Annotated in this window: 24 protein-coding genes and 1 pseudogene; 11 read left to right on the top strand and 14 right to left on the bottom strand. The window is 62.3% G+C overall.

Going from position 1 to position 25,292, the window contains the following annotated elements; translation table 11 throughout:
* Positions 1-94: 94 nt before the first annotated feature.
* Entirely contained in the window at positions 95-1,051 is a 957-nt protein-coding gene (locus NLY33_RS14250) for an NAD(P)/FAD-dependent oxidoreductase (protein ID WP_031200197.1), read from the bottom strand.
* Positions 1,052-1,238: 187 nt separating this feature from the next.
* On the opposite strand from NLY33_RS14250, the gene NLY33_RS14255 reads away from it, so the two are divergent.
* The 8 genes from NLY33_RS14255 to NLY33_RS14290 all read left to right on the top strand — a co-directional run bounded on the left by NLY33_RS14255 (position 1,239) and on the right by NLY33_RS14290 (position 7,867).
* Entirely contained in the window at positions 1,239-1,580 is a 342-nt protein-coding gene (locus NLY33_RS14255; RefSeq protein WP_023667997.1) for a DUF768 domain-containing protein, read from the top strand.
* Between the two features lie 156 nt (positions 1,581-1,736).
* Positions 1,737-2,771 (top strand): ABC transporter substrate-binding protein, encoded by a 1,035-nt coding sequence (locus tag NLY33_RS14260; protein ID WP_031195827.1) that lies wholly within the window; start codon positions 1,737-1,739, stop codon positions 2,769-2,771.
* A 76-nt stretch (positions 2,772-2,847) separates the two neighbouring features.
* Positions 2,848-3,549 carry an ABC transporter permease gene (locus NLY33_RS14265; protein WP_286439853.1) on the top strand — a complete coding sequence of 234 codons (702 nt, stop codon included), beginning with the start codon at positions 2,848-2,850 and terminating at the stop codon, positions 3,547-3,549.
* A complete protein-coding gene (locus NLY33_RS14270) occupies positions 3,549-4,220 on the top strand; it encodes an ABC transporter ATP-binding protein (protein ID WP_031195825.1) in 672 nt (223 codons plus the stop codon). Before NLY33_RS14265 ends, NLY33_RS14270 begins: the two co-directional genes overlap by 1 nt.
* The gene (locus NLY33_RS14275) at positions 4,217-5,392 is read left to right on the top strand and encodes a lanthanide ABC transporter ABC transporter substrate-binding protein PedA1 (protein ID WP_023704602.1); all 1,176 of its coding nucleotides are present in this window, start codon (positions 4,217-4,219) and stop codon (positions 5,390-5,392) included. The genes NLY33_RS14270 and NLY33_RS14275 overlap by 4 nt, the downstream gene beginning before the upstream one ends.
* Positions 5,380-6,342 (top strand): PQQ-dependent catabolism-associated beta-propeller protein, encoded by a 963-nt coding sequence (locus tag NLY33_RS14280; protein ID WP_023704603.1) that lies wholly within the window; start codon positions 5,380-5,382, stop codon positions 6,340-6,342. Before NLY33_RS14275 ends, NLY33_RS14280 begins: the two co-directional genes overlap by 13 nt.
* On the top strand, positions 6,339-7,064 hold the full coding sequence (locus NLY33_RS14285) for a lanthanide ABC transporter ATP-binding protein PedB/LutE (RefSeq protein ID WP_023704604.1): 726 nt from the start codon (positions 6,339-6,341) through the stop codon (positions 7,062-7,064). Before NLY33_RS14280 ends, NLY33_RS14285 begins: the two co-directional genes overlap by 4 nt.
* Positions 7,061-7,867, top strand: coding sequence for a lanthanide ABC transporter permease protein PedC (locus tag NLY33_RS14290; RefSeq protein WP_023691435.1), 807 nt, complete (start codon positions 7,061-7,063; stop codon positions 7,865-7,867). The genes NLY33_RS14285 and NLY33_RS14290 overlap by 4 nt, the downstream gene beginning before the upstream one ends.
* Before the next feature lies 1 nt (position 7,868).
* Here the strand turns inward: NLY33_RS14290 and NLY33_RS14295 are convergent, their stop codons facing one another.
* From NLY33_RS14295 to NLY33_RS14355, 13 genes and pseudogenes are all read right to left on the bottom strand, one after another.
* A complete protein-coding gene (locus NLY33_RS14295; RefSeq protein ID WP_023704605.1) occupies positions 7,869-8,285 on the bottom strand; it encodes a c-type cytochrome in 417 nt (138 codons plus the stop codon).
* Positions 8,266-9,144, bottom strand: a complete 879-nt coding sequence (locus NLY33_RS14300) for a cytochrome c oxidase assembly protein (RefSeq protein WP_023704606.1) — start codon at positions 9,142-9,144, stop codon at positions 8,266-8,268. The genes NLY33_RS14295 and NLY33_RS14300 overlap by 20 nt, the downstream gene beginning before the upstream one ends.
* Positions 9,141-9,482, bottom strand: a complete 342-nt coding sequence (locus tag NLY33_RS14305) for a hypothetical protein (protein ID WP_023687807.1) — start codon at positions 9,480-9,482, stop codon at positions 9,141-9,143. Before NLY33_RS14305 ends, NLY33_RS14300 begins: the two co-directional genes overlap by 4 nt.
* Entirely contained in the window at positions 9,482-10,087 is a 606-nt protein-coding gene (locus tag NLY33_RS14310; RefSeq protein WP_023704607.1) for a cytochrome c oxidase subunit 3, read from the bottom strand. Before NLY33_RS14310 ends, NLY33_RS14305 begins: the two co-directional genes overlap by 1 nt.
* Positions 10,084-12,054 (bottom strand): cytochrome c oxidase subunit I, encoded by a 1,971-nt coding sequence (gene ctaD, locus NLY33_RS14315; RefSeq protein WP_023704608.1) that lies wholly within the window; start codon positions 12,052-12,054, stop codon positions 10,084-10,086. Before ctaD ends, NLY33_RS14310 begins: the two co-directional genes overlap by 4 nt.
* Entirely contained in the window at positions 12,051-13,064 is a 1,014-nt protein-coding gene (gene coxB, locus NLY33_RS14320; protein WP_023668010.1) for a cytochrome c oxidase subunit II, read from the bottom strand. The genes ctaD and coxB overlap by 4 nt, the downstream gene beginning before the upstream one ends.
* The gene (locus NLY33_RS14325; RefSeq protein ID WP_023681119.1) at positions 13,061-13,594 is read right to left on the bottom strand and encodes a c-type cytochrome; all 534 of its coding nucleotides are present in this window, start codon (positions 13,592-13,594) and stop codon (positions 13,061-13,063) included. The genes coxB and NLY33_RS14325 overlap by 4 nt, the downstream gene beginning before the upstream one ends.
* Positions 13,591-14,460, bottom strand: coding sequence for a substrate-binding domain-containing protein (locus NLY33_RS14330; protein WP_023704609.1), 870 nt, complete (start codon positions 14,458-14,460; stop codon positions 13,591-13,593). Before NLY33_RS14330 ends, NLY33_RS14325 begins: the two co-directional genes overlap by 4 nt.
* Positions 14,441-16,318 carry a methanol/ethanol family PQQ-dependent dehydrogenase gene (locus tag NLY33_RS14335; protein ID WP_023704610.1) on the bottom strand — a complete coding sequence of 626 codons (1,878 nt, stop codon included), beginning with the start codon at positions 16,316-16,318 and terminating at the stop codon, positions 14,441-14,443. The genes NLY33_RS14330 and NLY33_RS14335 overlap by 20 nt, the downstream gene beginning before the upstream one ends.
* Positions 16,315-17,097, bottom strand: coding sequence for a heme-binding protein (locus NLY33_RS14340; protein WP_031195823.1), 783 nt, complete (start codon positions 17,095-17,097; stop codon positions 16,315-16,317). Before NLY33_RS14340 ends, NLY33_RS14335 begins: the two co-directional genes overlap by 4 nt.
* A gap of 273 nt (positions 17,098-17,370) precedes the next feature.
* Positions 17,371-18,420 (bottom strand): chemotaxis protein CheB, encoded by a 1,050-nt coding sequence (locus NLY33_RS14345; RefSeq protein ID WP_023704611.1) that lies wholly within the window; start codon positions 18,418-18,420, stop codon positions 17,371-17,373.
* A gap of 141 nt (positions 18,421-18,561) precedes the next feature.
* Entirely contained in the window at positions 18,562-19,530 is a 969-nt protein-coding gene (locus tag NLY33_RS14350; protein ID WP_023681124.1) for a manganese catalase family protein, read from the bottom strand.
* 367 nt (positions 19,531-19,897) lie between these two features.
* A pseudogene (locus NLY33_RS14355) lies at positions 19,898-23,049 on the bottom strand (GAF domain-containing protein).
* Between the two features lie 218 nt (positions 23,050-23,267).
* On the opposite strand from NLY33_RS14355, the gene NLY33_RS14360 reads away from it, so the two are divergent.
* The 3 genes from NLY33_RS14360 to NLY33_RS14370 all read left to right on the top strand — a co-directional run bounded on the left by NLY33_RS14360 (position 23,268) and on the right by NLY33_RS14370 (position 25,260).
* Positions 23,268-23,522: a hypothetical protein gene (locus tag NLY33_RS14360; protein ID WP_023681126.1), complete on the top strand. Its 255-nt coding sequence runs from the start codon at positions 23,268-23,270 to the stop codon at positions 23,520-23,522.
* Between the two features lie 128 nt (positions 23,523-23,650).
* Complete coding sequence (locus NLY33_RS14365; RefSeq protein WP_023704614.1) at positions 23,651-24,709, top strand: alpha/beta fold hydrolase; 1,059 nt, start codon at positions 23,651-23,653, stop codon at positions 24,707-24,709.
* Positions 24,710-24,729: 20 nt separating this feature from the next.
* The gene (locus NLY33_RS14370) at positions 24,730-25,260 is read left to right on the top strand and encodes a DUF1003 domain-containing protein (RefSeq protein ID WP_032995687.1); all 531 of its coding nucleotides are present in this window, start codon (positions 24,730-24,732) and stop codon (positions 25,258-25,260) included.
* The last annotated feature ends 32 nt before the right edge of the window (positions 25,261-25,292 follow it).

Below are 25,292 nucleotides of genomic sequence, written 5' to 3' on the forward strand. Positions count from 1 at the left end.
AAAGCCGAAGCCGGTAGTCTCACGCCGGGTGGAACAGGTTCCGGGCATCAACGCAGCCAAAGATGAGCCGGTAGGGTGCGTTCGCATCTGTAGGTCAACTTCGCCGGAATTTCGTCGCCGGCTCGGCGCAATCGCGGAGGTCGTTATGAATGTGAGTTGCAGCCTTGGCGGCGTCTCCGAACGCAACAGCAATTTGATTGAGCCCCTCGGCCACGTCGCCAATGGCATAGAGTCCTGGCGTTGAAGTCTCAAGGTGTCGGTTGACCAGGACATAGCCTTCTGCGTCACAGTTAGCCCCCAGAGCAACCGCGAGTTCGGAGCGTACGTCGCTGCCCATCGAAGGGTACACCACATCGATGTTGCGCATCGGGGCGCCCTCGGCCATGACGACATCGAACCCGGTTCGTCGAGGGATCAGGTCATCGACAGCGTCCCAGATTTCAACTCCGCCTGCCAAGGCGGCGCCGCGGGCAGCTTCGGAAACATCATCCTGGTTATTGGCGAGCAAGGCGACCTGACTGCCATATCCCTTCAGGAACAGAGCCTCCCTGACGGCGAGATGCTCCGGACCAACAACGCCGATGCGGCTACCCCGGGCCTCATATGCATCGCAAACCGGGCACAGTCTGACAATGCCGGTTGCGATCGCCTCCTCCAGTCTTTCAATGGGAGGTGCCTTGTCCACAATGCCCGTTGCCAGAATCACGCGCCTTGCTTGGACAATCCCGCAGGTGGTCGTCAGGACAAAAAAACCCTCGCGTTTTTCGGCGTGGCCTACGCAACCATGGACAAGGCTCGCGCCGTACAGCTGTGCCTGGGCTCGTAGGCGGCCGAGCAGTTCTTCCCCGCTGATGCCGTCGGGGAAGCCGGGACAGTTGCGGGATTTTGGGATGAGCTTGGCACGCGCATGCCCCGCATCGAGCGAGATCACCGAACGCAGAAACCTGGCTAAATACATGGCTGCAGCGAGCCCCGCGGGGCCGCCGCCGACGATGGCAACGTCAAAAACTTGTTCGCCCGAAAAACTTGGTTCGCCCGAAAAGCTTGGCATAGGGCCTAACTTCAACTCAACAAGCTTGTTCCACAGGGTCGAAATGGACGCAATCAGGATGCACACTGCGCGATAAGAGTGAACTCCAATCGAGTCGTGAAGAGAAAGGCCACTGCCTCATCAAGCTGCAAAAACCTCGTGGCTCCCAACGCTGTGAGTACAGCGCCACTGGGAAAGTGAATGCATCATGGAACTTCGGCTCATCGTCGCGCTTAGTTTGGCGAAAGGGTGGTCTGAGATGAGCGCGACCAGAGAGTTTTTTCAAAACTGGCTACAGGAGAATGTCGGCACACTTCCTGGTCGAGAGGAAGTCAGCGTCGCGGTGCTCGCTCAGCAATTCGAGCAAGATGCCGAGGTGGCTGGTTATGGGCGTGAAGTAAGGGAGGACGAACTCGGAAACATCGAAGATGCTATCGTGCAAGCGATCGAGAACGCCGGGTCCGGGGTGCAGAGCCCGAGCTCCGAAAAGAGCGATCCGGCACCTGTAATGGACGCGTTGGAGGTCGATGATGCCAAGAGCGGACCGTAGCCCCTGACACCTTCTTCTGTTCGCCTGAACAAGCCCCCCGGGCTGCTATACGAGCTGAAAAACGGACCTTAGGTGCTTCCCGTTAGTTCCATGCACCATTGAGGAACATTCCTGCCGCCACGGCGTTAGGAAAGTTCCTTCACACCCGGTGCGCCCGTGCTGACTGCTACCCTTCCAGGCGAATGGCTGACCCGGCATGATCAGGGTCACATCTCGCGGCGGGCCGCTCTTGCGGGTATTTGTTGCTGGCTATTGGGTGCTTCCGCAGAAGCCGCGCCACAGCCATCGCCGCTCGTGCGATTTGGCGTGCTGGGATTTGGCACCGCCGCCTGGGAAGTTGACGTCATGCGGCGACATGCGTTGGACACTGTGCACGGCGTATCAATCGAGGCTCAGCGGCTTGCCGGTACCGAAGCCGGTAAGGCCGCATTGCTGGCGGGCAGCGTCGACGTCATCGTTTCGGATTGGGTTTGGGTCATGCGCCAGCGCAGCGAAGGCGCCGATCTGGTCTTCTATCCCTATTCTCGTGCCGTCGGCGCGCTGGAACTGCCGCAAGGCTCGCCCATTCGAACTCTTGCGGACCTCAAGGGCAAAAGGCTGGGGATCGCAGGTGGTCCGCTGGACAAAAGCTGGATCCTGTTGCGCGCGCTCGGCCTCCGTCAGGTGAAGCGCGATCTTGCTGAAGAGGTGGAGCCAGTGTTCGGCGCGCCGCCCTTGTTGGAGCAGGAATTTCTGGCGGGGCGACTGGATGCACTGCTGACGTTCTGGAATTTCGCCGCCCGTCTCGAGTCAGAGGGGGCAAGGCCTCTGCTCAGTGTCGCTCAAATCCTGCAGGGGCTTGGCGTTTCCGTGGACTTGCCGATGCTCGGCTACGTCTTCCATGAAAGCTGGGCGCGGGCCAACCCGATCGCCCTCGAGCGATTCACGAGCGCCACTGCGGCAGCGAAGTCGCTGCTCGAGTCTTCGGACGACGAATGGCGGGTGCTCGCGCCTCAATTGGGCACGGACGATCCTCACCTCCAGGCGGCGCTACGCGCCGCCTATCGTGCCGGAATCCCTCGTCGGTTCGGCAAAGACGAACGTGATGGCGCGGCCCGGTTGTTTGCAATCCTGGCCGAATTGGGCGGCGAGGATCTGGTCGGCAAGGCGACGAGCCTCGATCCTGGTGTCTTCCGGGCCATACCGGCTTGAGCTCGCGCCAATGACCGATGTCCCAGCGTTCCCCATCACAATGCAGCGTTGGCAATCGACTGCGGCATTGCTGACCATGGTGCTCGTCTGGCAGATTGCATCATCGATCGCCGCCGATCGCCTGTTTCCTGGTCCGGTCCAGGTTGTTTCGGTTCTCCTGCACGAAGTGGTTCGGGGCGAGCTGCCATACCATTTGGGCATCTCGCTTGCGCGCGTCGTGGCAAGCCTCGGGTCGGCAATCGTCATCGGCGCGGCCCTTGGCTACGCGGCAGGCCGCTCGCACAGAGCCGACATATGGATGAGGCCTTGGATCGTGTTACTCCTCAACATGCCGGCGCTGATCACGGTCATTGTAATTTATATCTGGCTTGGTCTTGCCGAGACTGCGCTTGTCCTTGCGGTCGCGCTCAACAAGATCCCCAATGTCGTGGTGACTATTCGTGAAGGCGCCAGCCGGCTGGACAAGGACTTTGCCGAAATGGCTGAGCTCTATCGCTTCGGGCGTGCTGCAAAGCTGCGGCATGTCGTGCTGCCGCAATTGGCGCCGTTCTTTCTCGTCACCCTGCGCAGCGGGCTGGCATTGACGTGGAAGATCGTGTTGCTCGCCGAACTGCTCGGCCGCTCCAACGGCGTCGGGTTCCAGCTACAGGTCTATTTTCAGAACTTCGACGTCACCCACATCCTTGCCTATGCGATCAGCTTCGGCGTTGTGATGCTTGCCATAGAGTATGGACTGCTTGTGCCGTTGGAACGTCGTCTGTTCGCCTGGCGACGCTGATGCTGAGGATCAGGATCGAGGACAAGACTTTCCCCGGTGACGACGGCCAGCGCCGGACGATCTTTCGCGCGCTGTCGCTTGATATAGCCGACGGACAGGTCTGCGTCCTGACCGGCCCTTCCGGTGTCGGCAAGTCGACGCTGCTGTCGATCGTTTCGGGCGTCGACCGCGAATTTCGCGGCAGCGTGAGCGGACGACCGCTTCCGATAGGCATGCTGTTCCAGACACCGAGGCTGCTGCCCTGGCTCACCGCCTTGCGCAATGTAGAGCTGGCCATCCCGGATCGCGCGCCCGATGCGGCCCGGTGGCTTGCCGCTGTCGGTCTGAAAGGCAATGAGAAGAGCTATCCGCAGCGACTCTCGGGCGGTATGGCGCGGCGCGTAGCGCTTGCCCGGGCGCTCGCCATGGAGCCTGCGCTACTCCTCCTCGACGAGCCATTCGCTTCACTCGACGAGGCGACCGCGCAAGCCATGCGCTGCCTGCTGCAGGATTGTTTCGCCAGTCGGCGGACTACCACGCTGCTGGTTACGCATGATCTCGCATATGCCTCGTCGCTGGGTGATCGGGTTATTGTCCTGGAGGGATCGCCGGCGCGCATCGTGCGCGATGTCGCAATCTCTGGTGGCGATGAAGCGGGATCGTCGCGGTTTGGGCTGGGGGCGACACAATGAGACTGTTGCTGGGCCTTCTCTTTCTTTTGCTGATCACCGGCCCTGGCGCCACCGAGCAACAGACGATGGTGATCGGGTATATCGGCCAGGAGCGCAAACCGGCTCTGCCCCTTGGACCCCTTGATGAAGCCGTCACCGATGACGGCCTGCAAGGCGCAAGGCTCGGCATTGCCGACGACGAAAGCACCGGCCGGTTTCTTGGGCAGAAATTTCGGCTGGAGGAAAGAATATTGAAACCAACCGAAACGCCGGACGACGCGGTAAGACAATTCGCCGATGCCGGCATCGCCTTTGTCGTCGCCGATCTCGACGCCAGTCAGCTTCTACAGGCCAGTGCCGCGCCCGGTGCCGAGCAGATGACGTTGCTCAACAGCCGGGCGCCGGACGACGTGCTTCGCCAGCAGGACTGCCGTGGGAACGTGCTGCACACGATCCCGAGCCGCGCCATGCTCGCCGACGGGCTGGCGCAATATCTCGCCTGGAAGCGCTGGCAGCGTTGGTTCCTGCTTGTGGGGCCGCATTCGCAGGATCAGGCGATGGCTGCGGCCTTTCGACGGGCGGCGGCTCGCTTCGGAGCCGAGATCACGATCGACCAGCCGTGGACATTCAGGCCCGCCAACGGACGTGCCGATACAGGGCATGTCACGCTGCAGACCGAAATACCCGCGGTCACGCAGGTCAGCGACTATGATGTGCTCGTGGTCGCCGACGTGGCGGATGAATTCGGCGCCTATCTGGAGGGCCGCACCGCGCTGCCGAGAATCGTCGCCGGCACGCAAGGGCTGGTCGCCACAGGCTGGAGCGCTGTCAGCGAGGAATGGGGCGCCACGCAACTGCAGGACCGTTTCCACAGGCAGGCAGGGCGCTGGATGTTGCCCAGCGACTACGCGGCCTGGCTCGCTGTGCGCAGTATCGGCGAAGCGGCGACGCGCCTGCACAGTCTCGATCCCGCGGCAATCGGCAGATATATACGCGGCGACGCGTTTCTTCTCGCTGGCTTCAAGGGGCAGGGGCTTAGTTTCCGTCCCTGGGACGGACAGATGCGCCAGCCCATTTTGATCGCCGGGCCTCGCCTCTTGATTTCCAGCTCACCGCAACCGGGCTTCCTGCATCAGCGCACGCCGCTCGACACGCTGGGCATAGACCTGGAGGAGAGCACATGCAAGTTCTGATGACGCTGTTGTTGGCGGCGTTCGCTCTTGCTGCTCCCGCCGCCGCCGAGACCATCTACGTTTCCAATGAGCAGGATAATACCGTCGCGGTCGTCGACGGCGTGACAATGACTTTGCTGGCGACGATCGATGTCGGCCGCCGTCCGCGCGGGCTGGCACTGTCGATCGACAACAAGATGCTGTTCGTCGCGGAAGGCGACGACAACCGCATCGACGTGGTCGACGTCGCGAAGCGGCGGGTCGTCGGGGAATTGCCTTCGGGAGCCGATCCGGAATTCTTCGCAGTCCATCCCGATGGCAAGCGGCTGTTCGTCGCCAACGAGAATGACAATCTGGTGTCGGTGGTGGACATCGCCGCGGCCAAGGTCATCGGCACCGTGGATGTCGGCGTCGAACCGGAAGGAATGGCGGCCAGCGCCGACGGCCGCTATGTCGCCTGCACTTCGGAGACCACCAGCATGGTGCATCTGATCGACGCAGGCACGCTTGAACTCGTCGACAATCTGCTGGTCGATACCCGGCCGCGCGCGGCTTTATTCTCGCCGGACGGTAAGCAATTCTGGGTGTCCTCGGAGATCCGGGGCACCGTCACCGTCTTCGACACGGCAACGCGCGCGCAGACCGGCAAAGTCGAGTTCGAGGTGCCGGGTATACGACGCGAGGGTGTGCAGGCGGTCGGCATGGCGACGTCCCGCGATGGCACGACGGTCTATGTGGCGCTCGGCCCCGCCAACAGGATTGCGGAAGTCGATGTTAAAACGCTGACGGTCCGTCGGCTCTACCTTGTTGGTCAACGACCCTGGCACGTTGCGCTCTCCGGCGACCAGAAGCGCCTGGTCAGCGCAAACGGGAATTCCGGCGATATTTCGTTTATCGATCTGGAAAACCAGGAGGTGGTGAAATCGCTGCCGGTGGGGCGGGGACCGTGGGGCGTCGTGATCGGGCCATGAACGCCTTGTCGGTCGAGAATCTGGGCCATAGTTTCGGAAGCCGGCGGGTTCTCGACGGCGTCTCCTTCTCTGTGGCCCAAGGCAGGATGTGCATCTTGCTAGGCCGCAACGGCGCCGGCAAGACAACGCTGTTCTCGCTGATCACCGGTCTTTATCACGCCCGCTCCGGCTCGGTGCATGTCTTCGACCAGGCGATGGATGTCAACCCGTCCGCCGCGTTGGCGCAGATGGGCGTCGTCTTCCAGTTGCCGACCCTCGATCTCGATCTGACAGCCGGCGAGAACCTGCGTTACCACGCGGCCTTGCATGGCCTTAGCCAGGCCTTGAGCAAGGAGCGCTCCATCCACGAACTCGGCCGGCTGGATGTGCTGGACAGGATCGACGATCCTGCCCGAGCGCTTTCCGGGGGGCAGCGTCGCCGTGTCGAGATAGCACGCGCTCTGATGCATAGCCCACGCCTTTTGCTGCTGGACGAGCCGACCACCGGGCTCGACGTGCCGGGCCGCCACGCGCTCGAGCGGCACGTGCGGGAGCTTTGCCGCCAGCGCGGCATTGCCGTCCTGTGGGCAACACATTTTCTGGAGGAACTAACGGCGGATGACGATGTGGTGGTGCTGCATCGAGGCACAATCCGGTGGGCCGGCCGCGCCGATCGGCTGGCTGCCGATCTCGGTGTGGCGAGCACGGGCGAGGCCTTCGCGTCGCTGACGGAGTCCGAATGAAAACGTCTCACGCAGTGCGCGCGCTCAACGGCATCCTGCGCAGGGAGATGCTGCGCACGTTGCGGCAACGCGGCCGGCTGCTCTCGGCGATGGTACGGCCGCTGGTCTGGCTGGCAATCTTTGCCGCTGGCTTCCGCTCCGTTCTCGGTCTGTCGATCACGCCACCCTACCAGACCTATGTTCTCTATGACGTGTATGTGGTGCCTGGGCTAGCGGCCATGATGCTGCTCTTCCATGCCATGGCAAGTTCGCTGGCCATGGTCTACGATCGCGAGATGGGCAGCATGCGCCTGTTGCTGACCGCACCATTGCCGCGCTGGTACCTGCTTGCGGCGCGCCTGCTGGCCAGCGTGATCGTCGGCGTGCCGCTGGTCTACTTGTTTCTGTTGATCGCGCGTTTCTGGGATGTGCGGCCGCCCGTTTTCGGCTACGTCGCGGTATTTCCGGCGCTCGTGCTGGCGGGCCTCATGCTTGGCGCGTTCGGACTGCTTGTCTCCTCGGTTTCGACACAGATGGAGAACTTTGCCGGTGTCATGAATTTCGTCATCTTTCCGGTGTTCTTTGCCTCGACGGCGCTCTATCCGCTGTGGCGGCTTGCCGAGGCGGGACCGGTGCTGGCAACAATCGCCGCCTGGAACCCGTTCAGCTCGGCGGTCGAGCTGATACGCTTCGCGCTCTATCTGCGGTTCGATCCTGTCGCGGCGGTTGTGGTCCTTGGCTGCCTCATCGCCTTCTTCCTCGCGGCGGTCATCGGCTATGACCCCGGCCGGGGCTTGTGGTCCCGGCGCGGCGGCGAGGGATGAATTACCTCAACGCATAGAGATAAGCGGCGATGTCCCGCGCCTGTTCATCGGTGATCCTCGTCGACGGCATGGCCGTGTGCGGATTGACTTCCCTCGCCGAGCGTATCCAGCGGATCATGTTCTCCGGATTGTTTGCCAGCAGGCCACCGATAAAGACCCTGTCGGCAAGGCCACCGTCCAGGCGGGGTCCGACCTGGCCTTGCGCACCCGGCACGCCGGGTATCGTATGGCAGCCGGAGCAGCCATTCGCCGTCATGATCGGAATGGCGCGAGCGCCTACGCCCCCGGTCGCCGCATCCGACTCGTGCCGGACACGGTCGCGCCGGTCGGACCACAAGGTCGCCGCTGCTACAGCCGCGGTCAGCAGCAGGATTGCGGCAAGGGCGCCCCCGATCAGCCTACCCAGGTCGGAGCGCATGTGTTGCCTCCCTGGTTGCGCTGCTGCTTATCCACAGGCCGGCGAGCAGCAGGGCGGCGCCGCCATAGATCAAGCCGGCCGGAACCCACATTACCAATCCGGCAAGTTGCTGGTCCTCGATCGCGGTCAGGCCCCACAACGCGGCGCCGGCGCCATTCTCCGGATACCAGAGTTTGGGCGACATCAGCAGCAGGACACCGAGCAGGCCGGTATGAAGCGAGGTGAAGAAAAGATGCATGACGGAGCTGCCATAGGTCTGCTGTCGACCGGGGCGCGGAAGGAGCGCCCACCAGAACAGCAAGGCTGTGCCGAGGAAGCTCGCATGCTGGGCATAATGAAGGAAGCCCTGCTGGAGCGCTGCCTGGAACAACGCCGGAATGTGCCAGATCCAGATGGCGACGCCGTGAATGATCGTCGCGTTGAGGGGGCGGATCACCAGGGCCCAAACCGATTGCAGCGTCTTTGCGCGCGTGAGCTTGCCCGTTCCGCGGCGAAGTGAGGCCGGCAAGGACCAGAGCAGGACTGCGCCTGGGCAAGCGGCGACAAGGAGGGGCGCCGCCACCGCCATCAGCAGTTCATGCTCGATCATATGGGCGGCAAACACCCGCTCGCCGAGCGCGTGGATGGGGCTGACCAGTGCTGCCGTCAGCACGCCCCAACCGGCGGCGAAAAACAACGCCTGCCGCATCCGCTCGGGACGGCCTCGGCTGCTGCGGCGCCACAACCGAGTCGCTCCGATGGAATAAAGGAAGGCAATCGCGGCCAGCGGAAACGTGATGGGAAATGCGAGCGTCCATCCGGCCTCGGGCGCGCCGGCGCCGTAGCAGATCGAGGTCGAGAAGAACGCGTCGAAGCTCATCGCAGGCACTCGTCGAGAATGAGAGCCGCGCTGCCTTGCATGATGATGACGAGGGCAAACAGCAATGCCGCAAGCATGCCGAGATCGGCGACGAACTGCTCGGTGCTGCGCGTGCGCTCAGGCTTGAAGGCGGCGCCGCCCTGCCGCTTCGCCCGCCATGACAAGGCACCGCCGAGCAGCGAAAGCACGGCGAGCACCAGTGCCACGGGAAGCACCACCGGCACCTGGCGGTTGCACTGCCATGGTACGAGTGCGTAGTTCAGCTGCGTCGAGATTGCCCAAGCCATCGGCCCCGACAGAAGACCAGCCCAGGACGTTCCCATTTTCAACGCACGCATCAGCCTAGCCTCGGCATCCAGTAGATGAGCAGATAGATCGGGATCCAGGTCAGCACCACGAAATCCCAATAGAAGACATTGTCGCCGACATCGCCGAAGCGCCGGCCGCTATAGCCATGGCGTGTGAACATCAGCACCGTCAAAACGATGGTGTCGCCGACATCGGTGATCAGGTGTGTGGTGTGCAGCCCGAGCAGCACCCAGAGCATCGAGCCATAGGCGTTCGTGTCCCAGTAGATGTTCAGCGCCGGGAATTCGAACCAGCGCACGACAAGCGGGGCCAGACCGAGCAGCGACATCACCACCAGCCCGATCCGCACCGGCACGATCGCGCATTGCTTGGCGTAGCCGTGGAGGATGTGGTTCGGCACCACGCTGATGATAAACAGGATGGTGACGATCGTCCCGGGCCAATGGTTGGGTTCCGGGGCGCTTAGACGCCAATTGGGCCACAAGGTCGCGAGATAGAGATAAGCGCCGGCGGCCAACGCAAAGCCCATGCCTTCCAGCGCCATGAAGCCGAGCGTTCCCCACCAGGTCGGGCTGCGCGGACCATGTCCAAAGGTTGGGAGGTCCGAAAGATCCAAGCTGGGACGCTCACTCATCCCTCATCCTCCGGGTCGTCCTTGGGCCAGAACCAGCCGATCAAGGTGATGGCGATCGGCGCGGCGCCCCAGACGATCGCCCAGGGCGTGAAGATCGAATAGACAAACGTACCGCCGACAGCGATTGCCGCCAGCAGCGGCCAGATCGACGGTGTCGCCGATTTCTCGCGAATGTCGGGGTGGGCTTCCGCCACGGTTGAGATCAACAGCTCACGGACATCGACGCGGAGTCCGGTCGCCACAGGCGGCGCCTCGCGTTCGGCCCAGAGCGGCTCGACGTGTGTGACAATCGGTATCCGCGCGAAATTATAGCTTGGCGGCGGCGAAGACGTCGCCCATTCGAGCGTACCGGCATCCCAGGGATTGTTTCCGGCCAGTGCGCCCTTCAACGCGCCGTGTACAAGATTGAACGTGAACAGTACGAAGCTGAGGAAAAAGAGCACCGCGCCGGCGCTGATGAACAGGTTGATGTTGCCCCAGCCAAGCTCGGCCGGATAGGTGTAGACCCTTCGTGGCATGCCCCAGAGCCCGACGAGATGCATTGGGAAAAAAGCCGCGTTGAAGCCGATGAAAGCCAGCCAGAAATGCCAGCGCCCGAGACGCTCGCTCATCATGCGGCCGCTGATCTTGGGGAACCAGAAATAGGCGGCGCCCAGCAGCGGGAAGACCGAACCGCCGATCAGCACGTAATGGAAATGGGCGACGACGAAATAGGTGTCGTGCACCTGGAGGTCCAGCGGCACCGAAGCGAGCATGACGCCGGTGAGGCCGCCGATGACGAAGATGAAAAAGAAGCCGAACACGAACAGCAGCGGCGTGCGGATCACCGGCCTGCCGTCCCACAAGGTTGCCAGCCAGCAGAAGATCTGAACGCCATTGGGGATGGCGATCAGCATGCTCGACGCGGTGAAGAAGCTGGCGCCGAGCTTGGGTAGCCCCGTCGCGAACATGTGATGGACCCAGAGGCCGAACGAAAGGAAACCGACGGCAATCAGCGACAAGACCAGCCCGAGATGCCCGAACACGGGACGCCGGGCGAAGACCGGGATGATCGCGGAGACCATGCCGGTCGCCGGCAGGAAGATGATGTAGACCTCGGGATGGCCAAAGAACCAGAACAGATGCTGGAAGAGCAGTGCGTCGCCGCCCTCGGCGGGGTTGAAGATATGTGTGCCGACCAGCCGGTCGAGGATCAGGAAGGTCGAGGTGATCATCACCGCGGGCATGGCGAAGACGACGACGAAGGAGGTAACCAGCATTGCCCAGACGTAGAGCGGAATCCTGTCCAGCGACATGCCGGGGGCTCGCTGCTTGAACACGGTGACGATGGTTGCCACCGCGACGGCCAGTGAGGAAACTTCTGTGTAAGTGATCATCTGGGCCCAGACGTCGGCCCGCTTGCCCGGCGCGAATTCGGGGCCTGACAGCGGCACATAAGCAAACCAGCCGACGTCGGGCGCCATGTTGAGCGCGAAAGACACCCAGGCGAATATGCCGCCTGAAACATAGATCCAGTAGCTGAACGCGTTCAGGCGGGGAAAGGCGATGTTGCGGCTGCCGACCATCAGCGGCACGAGATAGATGCCTGTCGCCTGCACGATGGGCACGGCGAACAGGAACATCATGGTTACGCCATGCATCGTGAACAGCTGGTTGTAGAGGTCCGGGTCGATCAGACCGCGCTGCGGCCCTGAGAGCTGGATGCGCATGGCGACAGCGTTGAGCCCGCCCAGGCACAGAAACACGAAGGCGGTGATCAGATAGCGCCGTGCGACGACCTTGTGGTCGACGCTCGACAGCGCGCCGATGATGCCGGGAGGCGTGCGCCATGTCCGCGCCAGCCAGCGATCCAGGTTGGCATCGTCCATGCCGGTGTCGCGCGGTCCGTCATGCTCGGGTGCGACGTCGCCTGTGGCGGGCGTTTCGCGCGGCAGGTCGCGTTCGCTTGTGAGATCCGCGCTGCTCATTTAAGCGCCTCGAGATAGGCGACCATGGCGTTGAGTTCGTCGCCGCTGAGCTCCACCACCGGCATGTGGGATCCGGGCTTGATGCCCTGTGGGTCGGCTATCCAGGCGGCGAGGTTGCCGCGGCTCATCGTCAATGTCCCGGCGGCAAGCGTCTGCCGGCTGGCTATATGGGTGAGGTCGGGGGCGACCGTACCTCCGGCAGGCGTGCCGCCTATTCTGTGACACATCACGCAAGGGCGCTTCAGAAACAGATCCTGGCCGGCCTTGGCCTCGTCCCCCGTCGGAGTAGCGGCCGGCTGCAACTGGTCGTTCCACCAGGCGTCGAACTTCGCACGCGGCTCGGCGATGATGAAGGTGCCCATGTTTGCGTGCTGCGCCCCGCAGAACTCGGCGCATTGACCTCGGTAAACACCAGGCTTGTCTGCCTTGAGGTCGAGCACGTTCATGTGGCCGGGAATGAGGTCGAGCTTGCCCGAAAGGCTCGGGATCCAGAAGGAATGGATGACGTCGGTCGAGGTCAGAAGAAGCCGCACCGGCTCCCCGGCGGGGATATGGATCTCGTTCGCCGTGGTCAGGATGCGGCTTGGCGTGGCATCCTCATAGCGCACCTCCCACCACCATTGATGGCCGGTGACCCGAATGGTCAGTGCGGCATCCGAGCCGATCGCGGCGAGCGTCCTGTTGGCGAAGAAGCTCAGCAAGGTCAGTCCGATCAGGACAATGGCGGTCAACCCGACGGCGGTCATCACCGCGCGCAGCTTCCGGTCGTCGGCGCCGGCCTTGATCGCGAGCGGCTCCGCCTGCGCGCGCGACCGCATCATCAAGGGCACGACGAGGGCGATCATCACCAGCACCCACACCACGGCGCAGAGCGCGGTGAAGAACCAGATCAGCCATGCCAGTTCGCTCGCCGCAGGACCTTTCGGGTCGAGGGCGGATTGCCAGCCCGCGCATCCCTGGAGCAACAGAGCGCCGGCGGTGGCGAACGCCATCGAGACGAGACGTTTCACGGCGACTTCCCCAGCGTGGCCGCGTCGGGCATGCGGTTTTCCGACGGATGCGCCATCATGTCGTCATTGCGTTGCGGCGCGGCGGAAGACGGCGCGTTGCCGCTCAGCGAGCGCACGAAAGCCGCAAGCTCCCAGATCTGGTCGTCGGGAATCTTGTCGCGGAAGCTCGGCATGCCGTTTGGCCGACCGTCGCGGATCGTGGCATGGATGCTTTCGATCGAGCTGCCATAGAGCCACTTCTGGTCCATCAGGGCCGGCCCCATGCCGCCGCCGCCATTGGCGTGGCATCCCGAACAGTTGAACCAGCCGAAAAGCCGTTTCCCTTCGCTCATGTGGAAGGCGTTGGCCTCGAAGCTCGCCGCCTTGTTGTCGCTGGCGGGGGGGCGCTGTCCGCCGGGCTCCAGCGTGGTCACAGGCGTCGGCTGCTCGCCCGATCCGAGCGCCGATTGCGGGCGCGTGTCACGTTCCTCGCGCTGGCAGGCAGCGAGCGCCAGGACTGGAAACAGGAGCATGGCCACCGCGGCTCTCATCGCACCGGGCTCCCCGAGGGATCGAGGCGGGGCACGCCATACTGTGACAGCAAGGCATCTATCTCGCCCTTGTGCCTGGACAGGGCGCCATTGACATCGCCGCGCAGCGCATCGTCTTCGCGGCGGACGCCCATCGAGATGTCATAGATCATCGGCAGTTGCGGTCCATCGATGCGGGGCGCAACCGGCGTGATGCGGAGCGGCACCTTCTGCCTTGCGGCGAAGTAGCCGGCGAGGGGGCCCCAGACCACGGCAAGGTCGATCTCGCCACTCGCCACCGCTTCGACGATGCGCGCCGGCGGGTTGGGGGCGGAATAATCGCCATAGACCGGATAGCCAACGAGGTGCCCGACGATACCGCGGCGGCCAAGCGCCTGGACCGGAGGCGAATTGGCGCCATCGTCGCCGATGAGCTGAACACCGATCCGCATGTCGCGCAGCCGCGGATCATTGAACGATGCTACGTCGGGGCCGTCCCTGCGGGTGACGAAGACATAGGACGATCGGTAGTAGGGCGTGGTGGTGCGCAGCATTTCGAGGTTGCTCGGCGTGCCCGGCACGAGATCGCACAGGCCCGCCTTCAGCGTGTTGCGGATGAAGCCGCGACGCTGCGCCCACCAGGTATAGGTCAGCTTGGCGCCGAGATCGGACGCAACGATTTCGGCGATCCTGTTCTCGAAGCCCTGACCTGCCGCGTTGGAGAACGGCAGGTTGTTCGGATCGGCGCAGACCCTCAGCTCACGTGCGTCGGCTGTGGCCGTCAAGAACACGAAGGCGATCGCGGCCATGCCGATCGCCAGCCGTTGACACCCCTTTCGCGCCGGACCTACGGTCAAGTACAATCCATCAAGGCAGCCGGAACACATAAAGCGTGCCTCCCGAGGTTGTCGCGTTCTTCAGATCCTTCATGGCATTGACGAAACCGAGCGCGGCGGTGGCGTCACGCGGGTCAAGATCGCCCGATACAATGGCGCCGGCCCAGCCGCCGACGCCTGAGAGGATGGCGACATATTGGTGCCCGTCGGGACCGCGATAGGTGATGGGCTGGCCGATGATCCCGGACGAGGTCTTGAACTGCCAAAGCAGGTCTCCGGTCTTGGCGCTGACCGCCTTGAACCAGCCTTCCATCGTGCCATAGAAGACAACGTCGCCGGCGGTCACTACCGCGCCGCTCCACACCGGGAGATTCTCCTTGAGGCTCCAGGCCGGTTTCTCTGCGGCGATGTCCCAGGCGGTGAAGGCGCCGCGATTGCCGCCAGGCCCTGGTATCATGCGGACGTTCATGCCCACATAGGGCGTGCCGGCGATGTAGTTCACCTCGACGCCTTCTTCATCCATGCACAGATTGTTGTGCGGGATGTAGAGCAGGCCGGTCTTCGGCGAGAACGCGGAAGGCTGCCAGTCCTTGAGGCCAGACGCCGTCGGACAGATATCGCGAACGACCTTGCCGGTGCCGGTCTTCTTGTCCGGATTTACGATCAGCCGGCCGGTTTTCAGATCCACGCCTTTGCTGGAGTTGACCGGACCAAAGGGTTTTGCCGACAGCACCTCGCCGGTGGTCCGGTCGAGGATGTAGAGATAGCCGTTGCGCTCCGGCCGGATCAGCACCTTGCGCGGCTTGCCCTGCCAGGTCATGTCGAGCAGGATCTGCTCGTTGATGCCGTCATAATCGTGGAGGTCGTGCGGGCTCCACTGATAGAACCATTTCGCCGCGCCGGTGTCGGGATCGCGCGCGAAAATGCCAGACGTCCACTTGTTGTCGCCCGGCCGCAAATCCGGATTCCATGGTCCGGGATTGCCGGTGCCGTGGAAGATCAGGTTCAGATCGGGATCATAGGAAATCCAGCCCCACATGTTGCCGCCGCCGATCTTCCAGGCTTCCGGCGGCCACGTCGTGACGCCAAGATCCTTGCCTTTGTCCATGTCGTAGTGCGGCTTGAAGTCCGGTCCGATCAGCACGTCCTTGTCCGGCCCGGTGCTATAGGCGATCCAGACGACATGACCGTCGCCGGCGTCGAGCGCCTTTACCCAGCCGCGAACGCCCATCTCGCCGCCGGAATTGCCGACCAGCACTTTGCCCTTCACCACAAGCGGCGCCATGGTGATGGTCTCGCCGATGTTGATGTTGCCGACATGAGTGTTCCAGATCGGCTTGCCCGTGTTCGCATCAAGGGCAATCGTGTGGCCGTCCAGCGTATTGAAAAAGATGCGCCCGTCGGCGAATGCCACCCCGCGGTTGACGACGTCGCAGCAGGCCACTCCCTGTGCCGCCGGCTCGGGATTGGGTTCGTACTTCCACTTCATCGGGGCGCCGGGCTTGGAGAGATCGAGCGCATAGACGAAGTTGGGAAAGGGCGTCACGATATACATGGTGTTGCCGACGACCAGCGGCGCTGCTTCCTGGCCCTTGTTCACGCCTGTCGAGAACGTGAACGCGACCTGCAGGTTCTTGACGTTGCCTTCATTGATCTCGGAGAGGTCGCTGAAGCGCGTCGACGCGTAGTTCTTGGCCGGCATCGTCCATTGGCCGTCATCGGGTGGCGAAGCTGCGGCTGGCGGTACGATCGCTGGTGTTTTAGGAGGCTCGGACGCAGCGCCCAGAAGCAGCAGGCATGCGAGCAGCGTCACCAGAAGGATAGCGCCAAAGGAATTCCCGGCTGCCAATTTGCGGGTACGTCGTTCTACGTCAACGCGCGTTAATGCCAACTGCGGCATAGCTTTCATTTATTGATCGAGCCTCCCACGCCGGCGCCGAGTTCGGCGGCGATGTCGGCCTCCGTTCCGGCGCAAAGCGGATGGCCCCAGCCTGAAGCGCTTTTGCCGCCGGGGTCCAGATCGTAGACAATGGCATCCTTGCGATTTGGATTGACGCCTGCCGGGACCTTGTCGAAGCCGAGCGCCGCGCGGATACGCCAGGCGACATTGTGATCGGCGCATGAGGAATCGCCTGAAACGCCGAGGCCGCCGACAATGCTCTTGCCGTCGTAGAGGGCAAGCCCGCCGCCAAACACCACGACGCCTCCGATCGGCTTGCCGACGAGCGGGTCGCCGGCGCTTCCGAACGTTTTGGGATCGCCCGTATAGGCCGCGGCCTGGTTGACGGGATTGGTCTCCTGCAGGCCAAATAGCGGCCCGCCCGGCTGCACCCCCGCATAGAGATTGGCCGTAGAGAGGGCCATCTGAGCCAGGCTGAGACCGTTGGCCGTGTTGGCTTTCTCCGCTGCTATGAGCCGACTTCCCGGCCATTGCGAGTCGGGGGTGGGGCCGCTGAACGCAATCGCGCAGACAGTGCCGTCACGGGCAACGATGGCTGCCCATTCGTTGGTTTCAAAGCCGCCATTGGCTGGTCCGCCGCTTGCCTTCACGTTGGCTTTGAGGGCTGCAAGCAGCTTATCGTGATCGGCCGGACAGGGCTCCTGCGCCATGGCATCGTGCCCATGGAACAGGCCACCCATCAGCACCAGCAGGCCAAAAAGAGGTACGAAAAGCTGCGAGCGATACATTGTCCTGGCATTCGTTTACATAACAAGGACCACCCCGGCAGACCGCAGAATGCGAGGATACGTCCAGTGCGTCAGTGCCTAACTCGCGTAATGCTTCTATGTTCCTGCTTTGCATAAAATTCATGCAGTTGGATTTGGGTGCAGGTGTTCAATCAAAGCATGGGACCTGGATACCCGTGGCCACAGGCCAAGCGGTGAGGCAACGCGGCTGATCCAGGAAAATGCGATCGGGATGGCGCAGACGCACCCGCCCTGACAAACGCTGTTGCCTTGTCACGGCGTTCGACGATGGATGATCTCTTCAATAAGTTTCGCGTCGGCTTCGTACTCCGCGGCCCGCGCAGCCATTTGGCTGGCCAGGCTGTGTCTTTCCCGCGCGGCTTCGCGTTTTGCCGTACGTTTCGCCAACTCAGCCCGCTGCTGGTTCGCTCTTAAAAGGCTCCAAAGAGCCTGCTCCGCATCGTCAGCCTGGGCCTGCATCAAAACGTCTGCCCCGAACGCATGTCCGGTGTGGCAGCGGTAACGGGTAATCGGCCCGTCTTCTATCTCCCATAGGGGGCCATGACATTCGGGGCAGACAAATGTCGAGGGGGCGCCAAGCTGGCCTTCGGTCAGTTCCATTGTGCTGTGCTCCTGAGCTGCAATCGCTGCCTCAAGGCGGATGCCGGACGGGATTTCTGGTGTCGGTCCTGCGATTTCGGAAGCAAGCCTGTGCAACAGGCCAGCCATTTCGGACAGAGGGACGCAATGGTCGATTTCCACATTCTGCAAGGCGCTCAGCGGCATGTCGGGTACTGCAGCGTCGCCGGGGTCCTGGACTACGCTGACGCCTCCGCACATCTTGATTGCGTGCAGGCCGGCGGTGCCGTCGGAGAGGCTGCCTGTGAGCACGACGCCGATCACGCTGCCGCCAAAGCTGCAGGCCGCCGATCGAAACAGGGGGTCGATGGCGGGGCGCGCCAGGTTCTCGCGCGGCCCGCGCCGCAGCAGCATATGATCGTCATGTAACAGAAGGTGAGCTCCGGGCGGTGCAACGAAGATGTGCCCGTTTTTAACCTTCATGCCGTTGGAGGCATTTGCAACGGGCATGTTGGCAGCGCGACCGAGAATGTCGCCGAGGTAACTCGTGGGACCAACGTGCTGTACGACGAGGAGAGCCGCCGGAATGTCCGGCGAAAGATCGCGGACAAGTCTCTTCAGCGCGTCGACGCCGCCGGCCGATGCTCCGATTGTCACGATGCACCGGTTCTTGCAACCGTCGGGACGGACCTTGTCCGGCTGGCCCGCACGCTCCGAATCTGATCGTGGTGCGGCGGTGGCCATGGTTGCTTCACCCACATTCAGCACAGATGTCGATGCGAGCGCTCCGGCCAGTCCGTTGCTGGTCGGGCGCCCTGCCTTCGTCGGTGTTAGCTTCCGGCCGCATCGCGGAACATAAATGCCCGCAATGATGTCGGCTCTGTACTAACGCCTACGTGCGCGTTTGACAGCAGCCTCTGCCACGGCCGGGGCCTCCTGAATGCTTGCCGCGCCGCCGAAATCGGCGTTCTTGGTACGGCCAGCTCCCGGGCCCGCTCCTAGATCAGCGCCTGTTGTCGGATCGGAAGCCGGATCGGAAAGCGTACGGTCGGCCATCCTGGCCACCACCTTCATGTCTTTGGCCCCCAGCTTGACAGTTGCCAGGCCGTCTCCGCCGTCGACGGGCATCACCTCTTCAAGGTCATCGATCCGATCCCACTCTTCGCCGGAATTCCATGGGCCAGCGACATCGCCGTCGCCTTGAGAGGTGTTGACATACATGCTGGCGTACTTCTCTACGCCTGGGAGCTTGCCGGAAGGGAAATTGTTTTCGATCGCGTAGAGTGCTTTCTCAAACGACTTCTGGTGCGCGATCTCGCGGGTCATCAGGAAGCCGAGCGCGTCCTTGATTCCCGGGTCGTCGGTGATGTTGATGAGGCGTTCGTAAACGATCTTGGCGCGGGCTTCGGCGGCGATATTCGACCGCAAATCCACCGTAGGTTCACCGCGCGAGTCGACATAGGCCGCGGTCCAGGGAACGCCGGCTGAGTCGCACAGCGCGGGAGCGCCGCCGAACAGAATTGATTCCTTGGCTGTTGTGCCGCTGGCGCCGATCATCAGGTAAAGGTCGGCTTCCTTCATTTGGCCCTCGGCCAGCTGTGCCTTGAGCCCCTTGTTGAGCATGGTGACGATTGATCCCACCACTTCGAGATGGCTGAGTTCTTCGGTCGCAATATCGAGCAACATGTCGCGACGGCCAAGATCGTCCTCGCCAAGCCCTTGCGTGAAATAGCGCATGGCCGCTGCAAGCTCGCCATCGGCGCCGCCGAACTGTTCCATGATCATGCAGGCCAGGCGAGGATTCGGCTCCGAGACGCGAACGGTGTATTGCAGGCGCTTGTTGTGCATGAACATGGACATCTCTCCGGTTAGATCATCCGAACATCCCGGCAAGTTGATTGTTCCATCCGGCCATCGGCCAGCGAGCATTTTTACGGTAACTTCAGTGTTGAGCATCGCAGGGAGCCAGAGGCGGCATTTATTTCTCCGACCGGTGACCGGCGGCAACGAGACTTCGATCGTGCTGCGCCATCACAGCAATGAGCAAGGCCGCGGATGGGCAAGAGGTAGACAAAATCTGGAGGGATACTGGCTCGGAAAAGTGAAGCCGGGCCATATTAATACGATGTCGGTGTCGACACCTTCGGCCCGTTTCGCCGCACACCTTACGCGGCAAACGCCGGGTTCGGTCACACGGCGAGCGTCGCGGGCTGTTGCCCGTTCACTTTCGATCCAGCACCTTCCGGACTTTCTCTGCCAATTCGTCGATCGTGTAGGGCTTGGTCAAAAGTTCGGTTCCGAAATCGAGCGTGCCGTTGTGGACAATCGCATTTCGTGTGTAGCCGGTGGTGTAGAGCACTTTTAGCGACGGGTGCATTGTCTTGACCTGATCCACCAACTCCCGGCCCGACATCTCCGGCATCACCACGTCGGTGAACAGAAGCGACGGCACTTGCCCGCTTTCGACGGCCACCAGCGCTTCGCGTGGACCTTGCATTTCCAGCACGGAGTAGCCCAGTTCCCGCAGCGCTTCCGCGGCCATCAGCCGGACGCGATCTTCATCCTCGACAACCATGATGATCTCGTCTGCACAGCCGGGGTGCTCGCCTGCCACGACGTCGATTTGGCTGTCGAGCACGCCATGGTGCGAGCGCGGCAAATATATTTTCAAGGTGGTTCCGATGCCCTGCTCGGAATAGATCTTCACACTGCCGCCGGACTGGCGAACAAACCCATAGACTTGGCTGAGTCCCAGCCCGGTGCCTTTGCCGACCCCCTTGGTGGTGAAGAACGGATCGAAGGCTCTTGCGACAACATCAGCAGTCATGCCCGTTCCTGTATCGGTGACCGCTATCATCACATACTGGCCGGAGGGGATCGCGTTCTCCCTGGCATAGCGATCGTCGACGTGGGCGTTTGATGTCTCGATCGTCAGCTTGCCGCCAGCAGGCATGGCATCCCTTGCGTTGACGCAGAGGTTGAGCAGCGCGCTTTCCAATTGCCCTGCGTCGGCCTCGACATGCCATAGGCCCGCAGCGAGCACGGTCTCGATCTGGATGGTCTCGCCAAGCGTCCGGTTCAGCAATTCGCTCATGCCGGAGACGAGGCGATTTGGATTCAGCCGCTTCGGCGCCAGTGGTTGCTGGCGGGAAAAGGCGAGCAGTCGCCTGGTAAGTTCTGCGGCACGTTGTGCTCCATCGATCGCGCCGGTTACGAATTGGTGGACGTTGGTATCGCCGTTTCTGAGCTTGCGCTGCACAAGGTTCAGGCCGCCGATGATGACGGCCAGCATATTGTTGAAGTCGTGCGCGATGCCACCGGTGAGCTGTCCGACAGCTTCCATCTTCTGGGCTTGGCGCAGGTGCTCTTCTGCTCTGGCGCGTTCCGCAACTTCATCTTTGACACGTTGTTCGAGCGTGCCGTTGAGTGTCTGCAGCGCCTTGAACAGCCGGGAGTTGTCGATGGCTGTCGCGGCATGGCCGGCAAGCCCCAGCAAGGCCGCTTCTTGCTGTTCGGCGAACACGCCGGTCTCTGAATGACCAAGGAAGAGGCCGCCCAGGACCTCGCCCGAACGCGAGACGACCGGCACGGCGAGATAGGAACGCACCGGCAGATGGCCCTCCGGCATTCCCTTGCGGGGCCAGTTCTTTCCGTAACGCGGATCGGTGAGGATATCGTCGGAACGCACCACGTTTGTGCCGCGGAAAGTGGGCTCGAACACCGCGGTGTTGCGCGGCATCGGAAAGTTTTCGAAAGCAGAACGAGGTGCCCCGAAAGGGCGTAGAGCACATAGCTGTCGCCCTTGTCGTCGATCACATTGTAGAAGAAAGCTCCAAATTGTGCGCCCGACAGCACCACGCCGGCGTCGGTTACCGTCTGGACAATTCGCTCCACGTCAAGCTCGGCCGCCACGGCTGCCGCAGTGGCGTTCATCAACTGAAGCTGATGCTCCACCCGCTTTCGCGCGGTGACATCAACCACGGTGCCGATGAAGCGGATCGCACGGCCGGACTGGAAAAGCGCTTCCCCCGTTGCGGCAATCCAGCGCTCCTTGCCATCCCGAAGGCCGATCGTCCGGTATTCGATGTCGTAGCGGGAGGGGGTGCCCGGCGCGAGCGACTGGCGTACGGCCTCGTCGGCCCGTGCGCGATCTTCCGGGTGGAGGCCCGCCAGGAAGGCGCTTTCATATGTCACCTCCGCGTCCGGCGGCAAACCAAAAAGGGCTTTGCACCGGTCGTCCCAACGCAGCACTCCGCTGATGGGATCGTAATCCCAGGTGCCAATAGCGGCCGCGTCGGTGGCAAGCCTCAGCCTCTCCTCGCTGGCCCGTGCCGCCTGTTCCGAGCGAACGCGCTCGATGTGAGCCCAGGACCGCTCCGTCACCTCGGTCAGCAAGGACAGTTCGCGTTGCGACCAGACGCGGCGCTGCTTGTCGTGGATGGCCATCAGGGCAGTCAGTCGGCCTTGTTTGACCAAAGGCATACAGATGGTTGCCGTTATCCCGATATCCTGAAAGGTCTTCGCTTCCTCGGGAGCAATTTCCTCAAGGTTGTTGTTGATGATAAGCGGCTTGTTGGCGCTGAGGTTGGTGACAGCCAGGCGACCGAAATCGGCAAGACTGTAATATCCCCTGATGCTGGGCGAGCCAGGTGCGCTCCAATCACCGCGGATGGTGAAATGGTCTTGGTCCTGCTCCATGTCGGCATAGGCGCAAATCGAGACGCCAAGATGTTCGCCGAGGAGCCGAGTGGTGATCTGCATGACAGCATCGGCGTCGGCCGCGAGGGCTATCTCCCTGCCGAGGCGGTCGAGAAAAGCAAGGCGTTCGGCGTTCTCACGCAGGGCCAGTTCGGCGCGAAGGCGTTCTATCGCCGTACGCGTCCGGTCCGCGACTGCCGAAATGAGGGCTATTTCCTCCGTCGCCCAGCGTCTGGGCGCGGAGTGGTTCAGGTATAACAGCGCCACCAGCCCGCCATGCTCGGTAACGGGCATGTTGATGACGGATTGGGCGCTGATGGCTTTGAGTGCCTCCGCATGGCCGCTGGTTCGCGGATCTGTCTCGGCGTTTTCAAAGACAACGGTTTCGCCTCGCTTCAAATCCTCGACATACGTGCCGTAGTTCCTGAAATTCAACGTCCCAGCCAGGCTTTTGATTCCTGGCGCGTTCCAGTCCCTGTCGATGGTGATCGTTTCTTTCTCTAGATCGATCGTGCCGTATCCGGCTCGGCTGATGCCAAAATGGTTCCCTAGCAGTTCCGCGGCTGCGTAGGCCAGTTCTGCGGGATCCGTAATGTCGCGGATCCGGTCGCCCAGCGCTGCCAAAAGCTCGAAGCGCTGCAGTTCAGATCGCCGATTGCTCGAAGTGGCCCCCATATCGCCCCCGTTTGCCCGGACTTAAATGCAGTCTGCGGCCAAGAGTTCCCGCAGGACGGCAGTTTCTTGGCGGGCCGGTCAGCCGAACACGCCGCACCGGTCATAAGTTAATGACAGCTTGGCGCGCTGTGGCGGATAAAGGGGAAACCAGCGGGCACTTGACGAGCTCCCGCTGGCTGGGTGCCCGAACCGCACTTCACTCGTTTGGAGACGTTTTGATGCTTGACCGACCCATTCTTACGAATACGGACGCTCTCTATCCAGACGACCTGAAAACGCTTCGGTCGGTTTTCGACGCGCTGTGTGAGGAATTTGAGATTTCGTCGGACACTACCGCGGCAGAATCCATCGCGAGAGAGCTGGTCAGACTTTTCCAGACCGGGATGACGGAAGCGGCCATGCTGATCATTGCCGTGCGCGCACGTTGGCAGGGTGATTGGAAAATGGGAGGCAGCAGCGCTGCCCAGGCTTAACGGTCCCAACTCCATGGAGAAGGCCTACTTTAGCCGCTTGAGCCGGTTGTACAGCGTTGTCTTGTCTGGCGGAACAAGCTTTCGCCCCGAGAGTTGGGGTCGGCAGATAGTTTCCAACAGGCACGGGCATGGCGTTCGACAGAGATGGACCGAAACTCGCGACCGGGTTGCTCGCGGCCTCGTTGGCGGCGCTGGCGGCATACAACGCCATCCGCGCCAAACGTGCGATTGCCGGCCGGGCATGCGGACGTGTGATGGAGATCTATGGTGTGCGCCTGCATTTTATCGAAGCCGGAACCGGCATGCCGCTGCTTCTCCTGCATGGCAATGGATCCATGGCGGAGGATTTCAAGTCGAGCGGCATCTTCGATGAGGCGGCAAAGACCTACCGGGTGCTTGCATTTGATCGTCCCGGTTTTGGGCGAAGCTCACGGCCGCGCGGCCGGCGTTGGTCCGCTCGCGACCAAGCCGACCTTATACATGCCGCCGCCTGCGGGCTGGGTATAGAGAAATACCTCGTGCTTGGACATTCCTGGGGAGCTTGGATCGCCCTCGAATTGGCGCGCAGGCATTCTCAATCGGTCGCCGGCATCGTGCTGGTCTCGGGCTATTACTATCCGCCGCCGCGGCTGGATCTTGCACTGGCCGCACTCCCTGCACTGCCTGTGATCGGCACCGCGTTTCGTCACACCTTGCTGCCGCCGCTTGTAAGGCTTGCTTGGCATTGGGCAATGGAGAAGATCTTTAAACCCGCCGTCGTCGCCGGCGAGTTCGCCGCACTTGCCAAAGATGTCGCCAGCCGCCCTTCCCAACTGCGGGCGGTTTCTCTGGAGACAGCATCGATGCTGGCCGCGTCCCTGTTGGGAAAAGCCAACTATAGGGACATTGCCGTGCCCACCGGCATCATGGCGGGATCCGGGGACCGGTTGTTCGACGCGCAACGCGATGCACGACGCTTGCACGCGGAAGTCGGTGGGTCTCTCCTTGACGTGGTTCCGGGGGCCGGCCACATGGTTCATCAGAGCGCCCCGCAAGCGGTGGTTGGCATGGTGCACACTATTGCAGGCCGGCACGCCTTGTTCCAAGCGGGCCGCCGGCAGCGACCCAAGTCGCGTGCCGACGAGTTCAAGGCAGATTCGGCCTCGCGGGAGCCACCGGCGATAAGCGAGGCCGCTTGCACGGAATGATCTCCAAACGGGGCTTTCAAATGAGCGACCAAGGTCCAGCCGACATGCAGTCGGTGCTCCACCAGAACATACAGGCCCTGGTCGAGCACAGGCGGCAGCAAGAGGAGCACCAAGGCGTTCAAGCGTGGGTCGCCGGCGCTGTTTCGCGCTTCGCGGGAAGCATGACTTTCGTCTATCTGCACCTTGCAATTCTTGTCGTCTGGGTCCTCGCGAACCTTGGCGCGATACCAGCCGTCCCAGCCTGGGACCCGACTTTCGTGATCCTGGCCATGGTCGCCTCGGTTGAGGCAATCTTCCTGTCTACTTTCGTGCTGATCAATCAGAACAGAATGGCCGCCCACAGCGAGCGCCGAGCCGAACTGGATTTGCAGATCAGCCTTCTGAACGAACATGAAACCACGCGGCTGATCGAGATGGTGGCTGCCTTGACGGCGCGTCTGAATATCTCGACCCCGGCCGACAAAGAGCTGCCGGAACTCGCCGAGAATGTGGATCCCCAAAAGGTGATGACGCAGATCCAGCAAGCTTCTGGAGATCAGGAGAACGCTTGATCAAAGCGACCTCGTCGGCAACGGTTAAGCGT

The organism is Mesorhizobium sp. C432A, assembly GCF_030323145.1.
GTDB lineage: Bacteria > Pseudomonadota > Alphaproteobacteria > Rhizobiales > Rhizobiaceae > Mesorhizobium.

Excerpts from the sequence above, each read along its gene's own strand:
- NLY33_RS14360 (WP_023681126.1), top strand. The coding sequence starts at position 23,268 with ATGCTTGACCGACCCATTCTTACGAATACGGACGCTCTCTATCCAGAC.
- NLY33_RS14330 (WP_023704609.1), bottom strand. The coding sequence starts at position 14,460 with ATGTGTTCCGGCTGCCTTGATGGATTGTACTTGACCGTAGGTCCGGCG.
- NLY33_RS14305 (WP_023687807.1), bottom strand. The coding sequence starts at position 9,482 with ATGCGTGCGTTGAAAATGGGAACGTCCTGGGCTGGTCTTCTGTCGGGG.
- NLY33_RS14280 (WP_023704603.1), top strand. The coding sequence starts at position 5,380 with ATGCAAGTTCTGATGACGCTGTTGTTGGCGGCGTTCGCTCTTGCTGCT.
- NLY33_RS14350 (WP_023681124.1), bottom strand. The coding sequence starts at position 19,530 with ATGTTCATGCACAACAAGCGCCTGCAATACACCGTTCGCGTCTCGGAG.
- NLY33_RS14340 (WP_031195823.1), bottom strand. The coding sequence starts at position 17,097 with ATGTATCGCTCGCAGCTTTTCGTACCTCTTTTTGGCCTGCTGGTGCTG.
- NLY33_RS14310 (WP_023704607.1), bottom strand. The coding sequence starts at position 10,087 with ATGAGTGAGCGTCCCAGCTTGGATCTTTCGGACCTCCCAACCTTTGGA.
- NLY33_RS14345 (WP_023704611.1), bottom strand. The coding sequence starts at position 18,420 with ATGGCCACCGCCGCACCACGATCAGATTCGGAGCGTGCGGGCCAGCCG.
- NLY33_RS14295 (WP_023704605.1), bottom strand. The coding sequence starts at position 8,285 with ATGCGCTCCGACCTGGGTAGGCTGATCGGGGGCGCCCTTGCCGCAATC.
- ctaD (WP_023704608.1), bottom strand. The coding sequence starts at position 12,054 with ATGAGCAGCGCGGATCTCACAAGCGAACGCGACCTGCCGCGCGAAACG.
- NLY33_RS14365 (WP_023704614.1), top strand. The coding sequence starts at position 23,651 with ATGGCGTTCGACAGAGATGGACCGAAACTCGCGACCGGGTTGCTCGCG.
- NLY33_RS14285 (WP_023704604.1), top strand. The coding sequence starts at position 6,339 with ATGAACGCCTTGTCGGTCGAGAATCTGGGCCATAGTTTCGGAAGCCGG.
- NLY33_RS14250 (WP_031200197.1), bottom strand. The coding sequence starts at position 1,051 with ATGCCAAGCTTTTCGGGCGAACCAAGTTTTTCGGGCGAACAAGTTTTT.
- NLY33_RS14290 (WP_023691435.1), top strand. The coding sequence starts at position 7,061 with ATGAAAACGTCTCACGCAGTGCGCGCGCTCAACGGCATCCTGCGCAGG.
- NLY33_RS14300 (WP_023704606.1), bottom strand. The coding sequence starts at position 9,144 with ATGAGCTTCGACGCGTTCTTCTCGACCTCGATCTGCTACGGCGCCGGC.
- NLY33_RS14255 (WP_023667997.1), top strand. The coding sequence starts at position 1,239 with ATGGAACTTCGGCTCATCGTCGCGCTTAGTTTGGCGAAAGGGTGGTCT.
- NLY33_RS14265 (WP_286439853.1), top strand. The coding sequence starts at position 2,848 with ATGGTGCTCGTCTGGCAGATTGCATCATCGATCGCCGCCGATCGCCTG.
- NLY33_RS14275 (WP_023704602.1), top strand. The coding sequence starts at position 4,217 with ATGAGACTGTTGCTGGGCCTTCTCTTTCTTTTGCTGATCACCGGCCCT.
- NLY33_RS14335 (WP_023704610.1), bottom strand. The coding sequence starts at position 16,318 with ATGAAAGCTATGCCGCAGTTGGCATTAACGCGCGTTGACGTAGAACGA.
- NLY33_RS14325 (WP_023681119.1), bottom strand. The coding sequence starts at position 13,594 with ATGAGAGCCGCGGTGGCCATGCTCCTGTTTCCAGTCCTGGCGCTCGCT.
- NLY33_RS14370 (WP_032995687.1), top strand. The coding sequence starts at position 24,730 with ATGAGCGACCAAGGTCCAGCCGACATGCAGTCGGTGCTCCACCAGAAC.
- NLY33_RS14270 (WP_031195825.1), top strand. The coding sequence starts at position 3,549 with ATGCTGAGGATCAGGATCGAGGACAAGACTTTCCCCGGTGACGACGGC.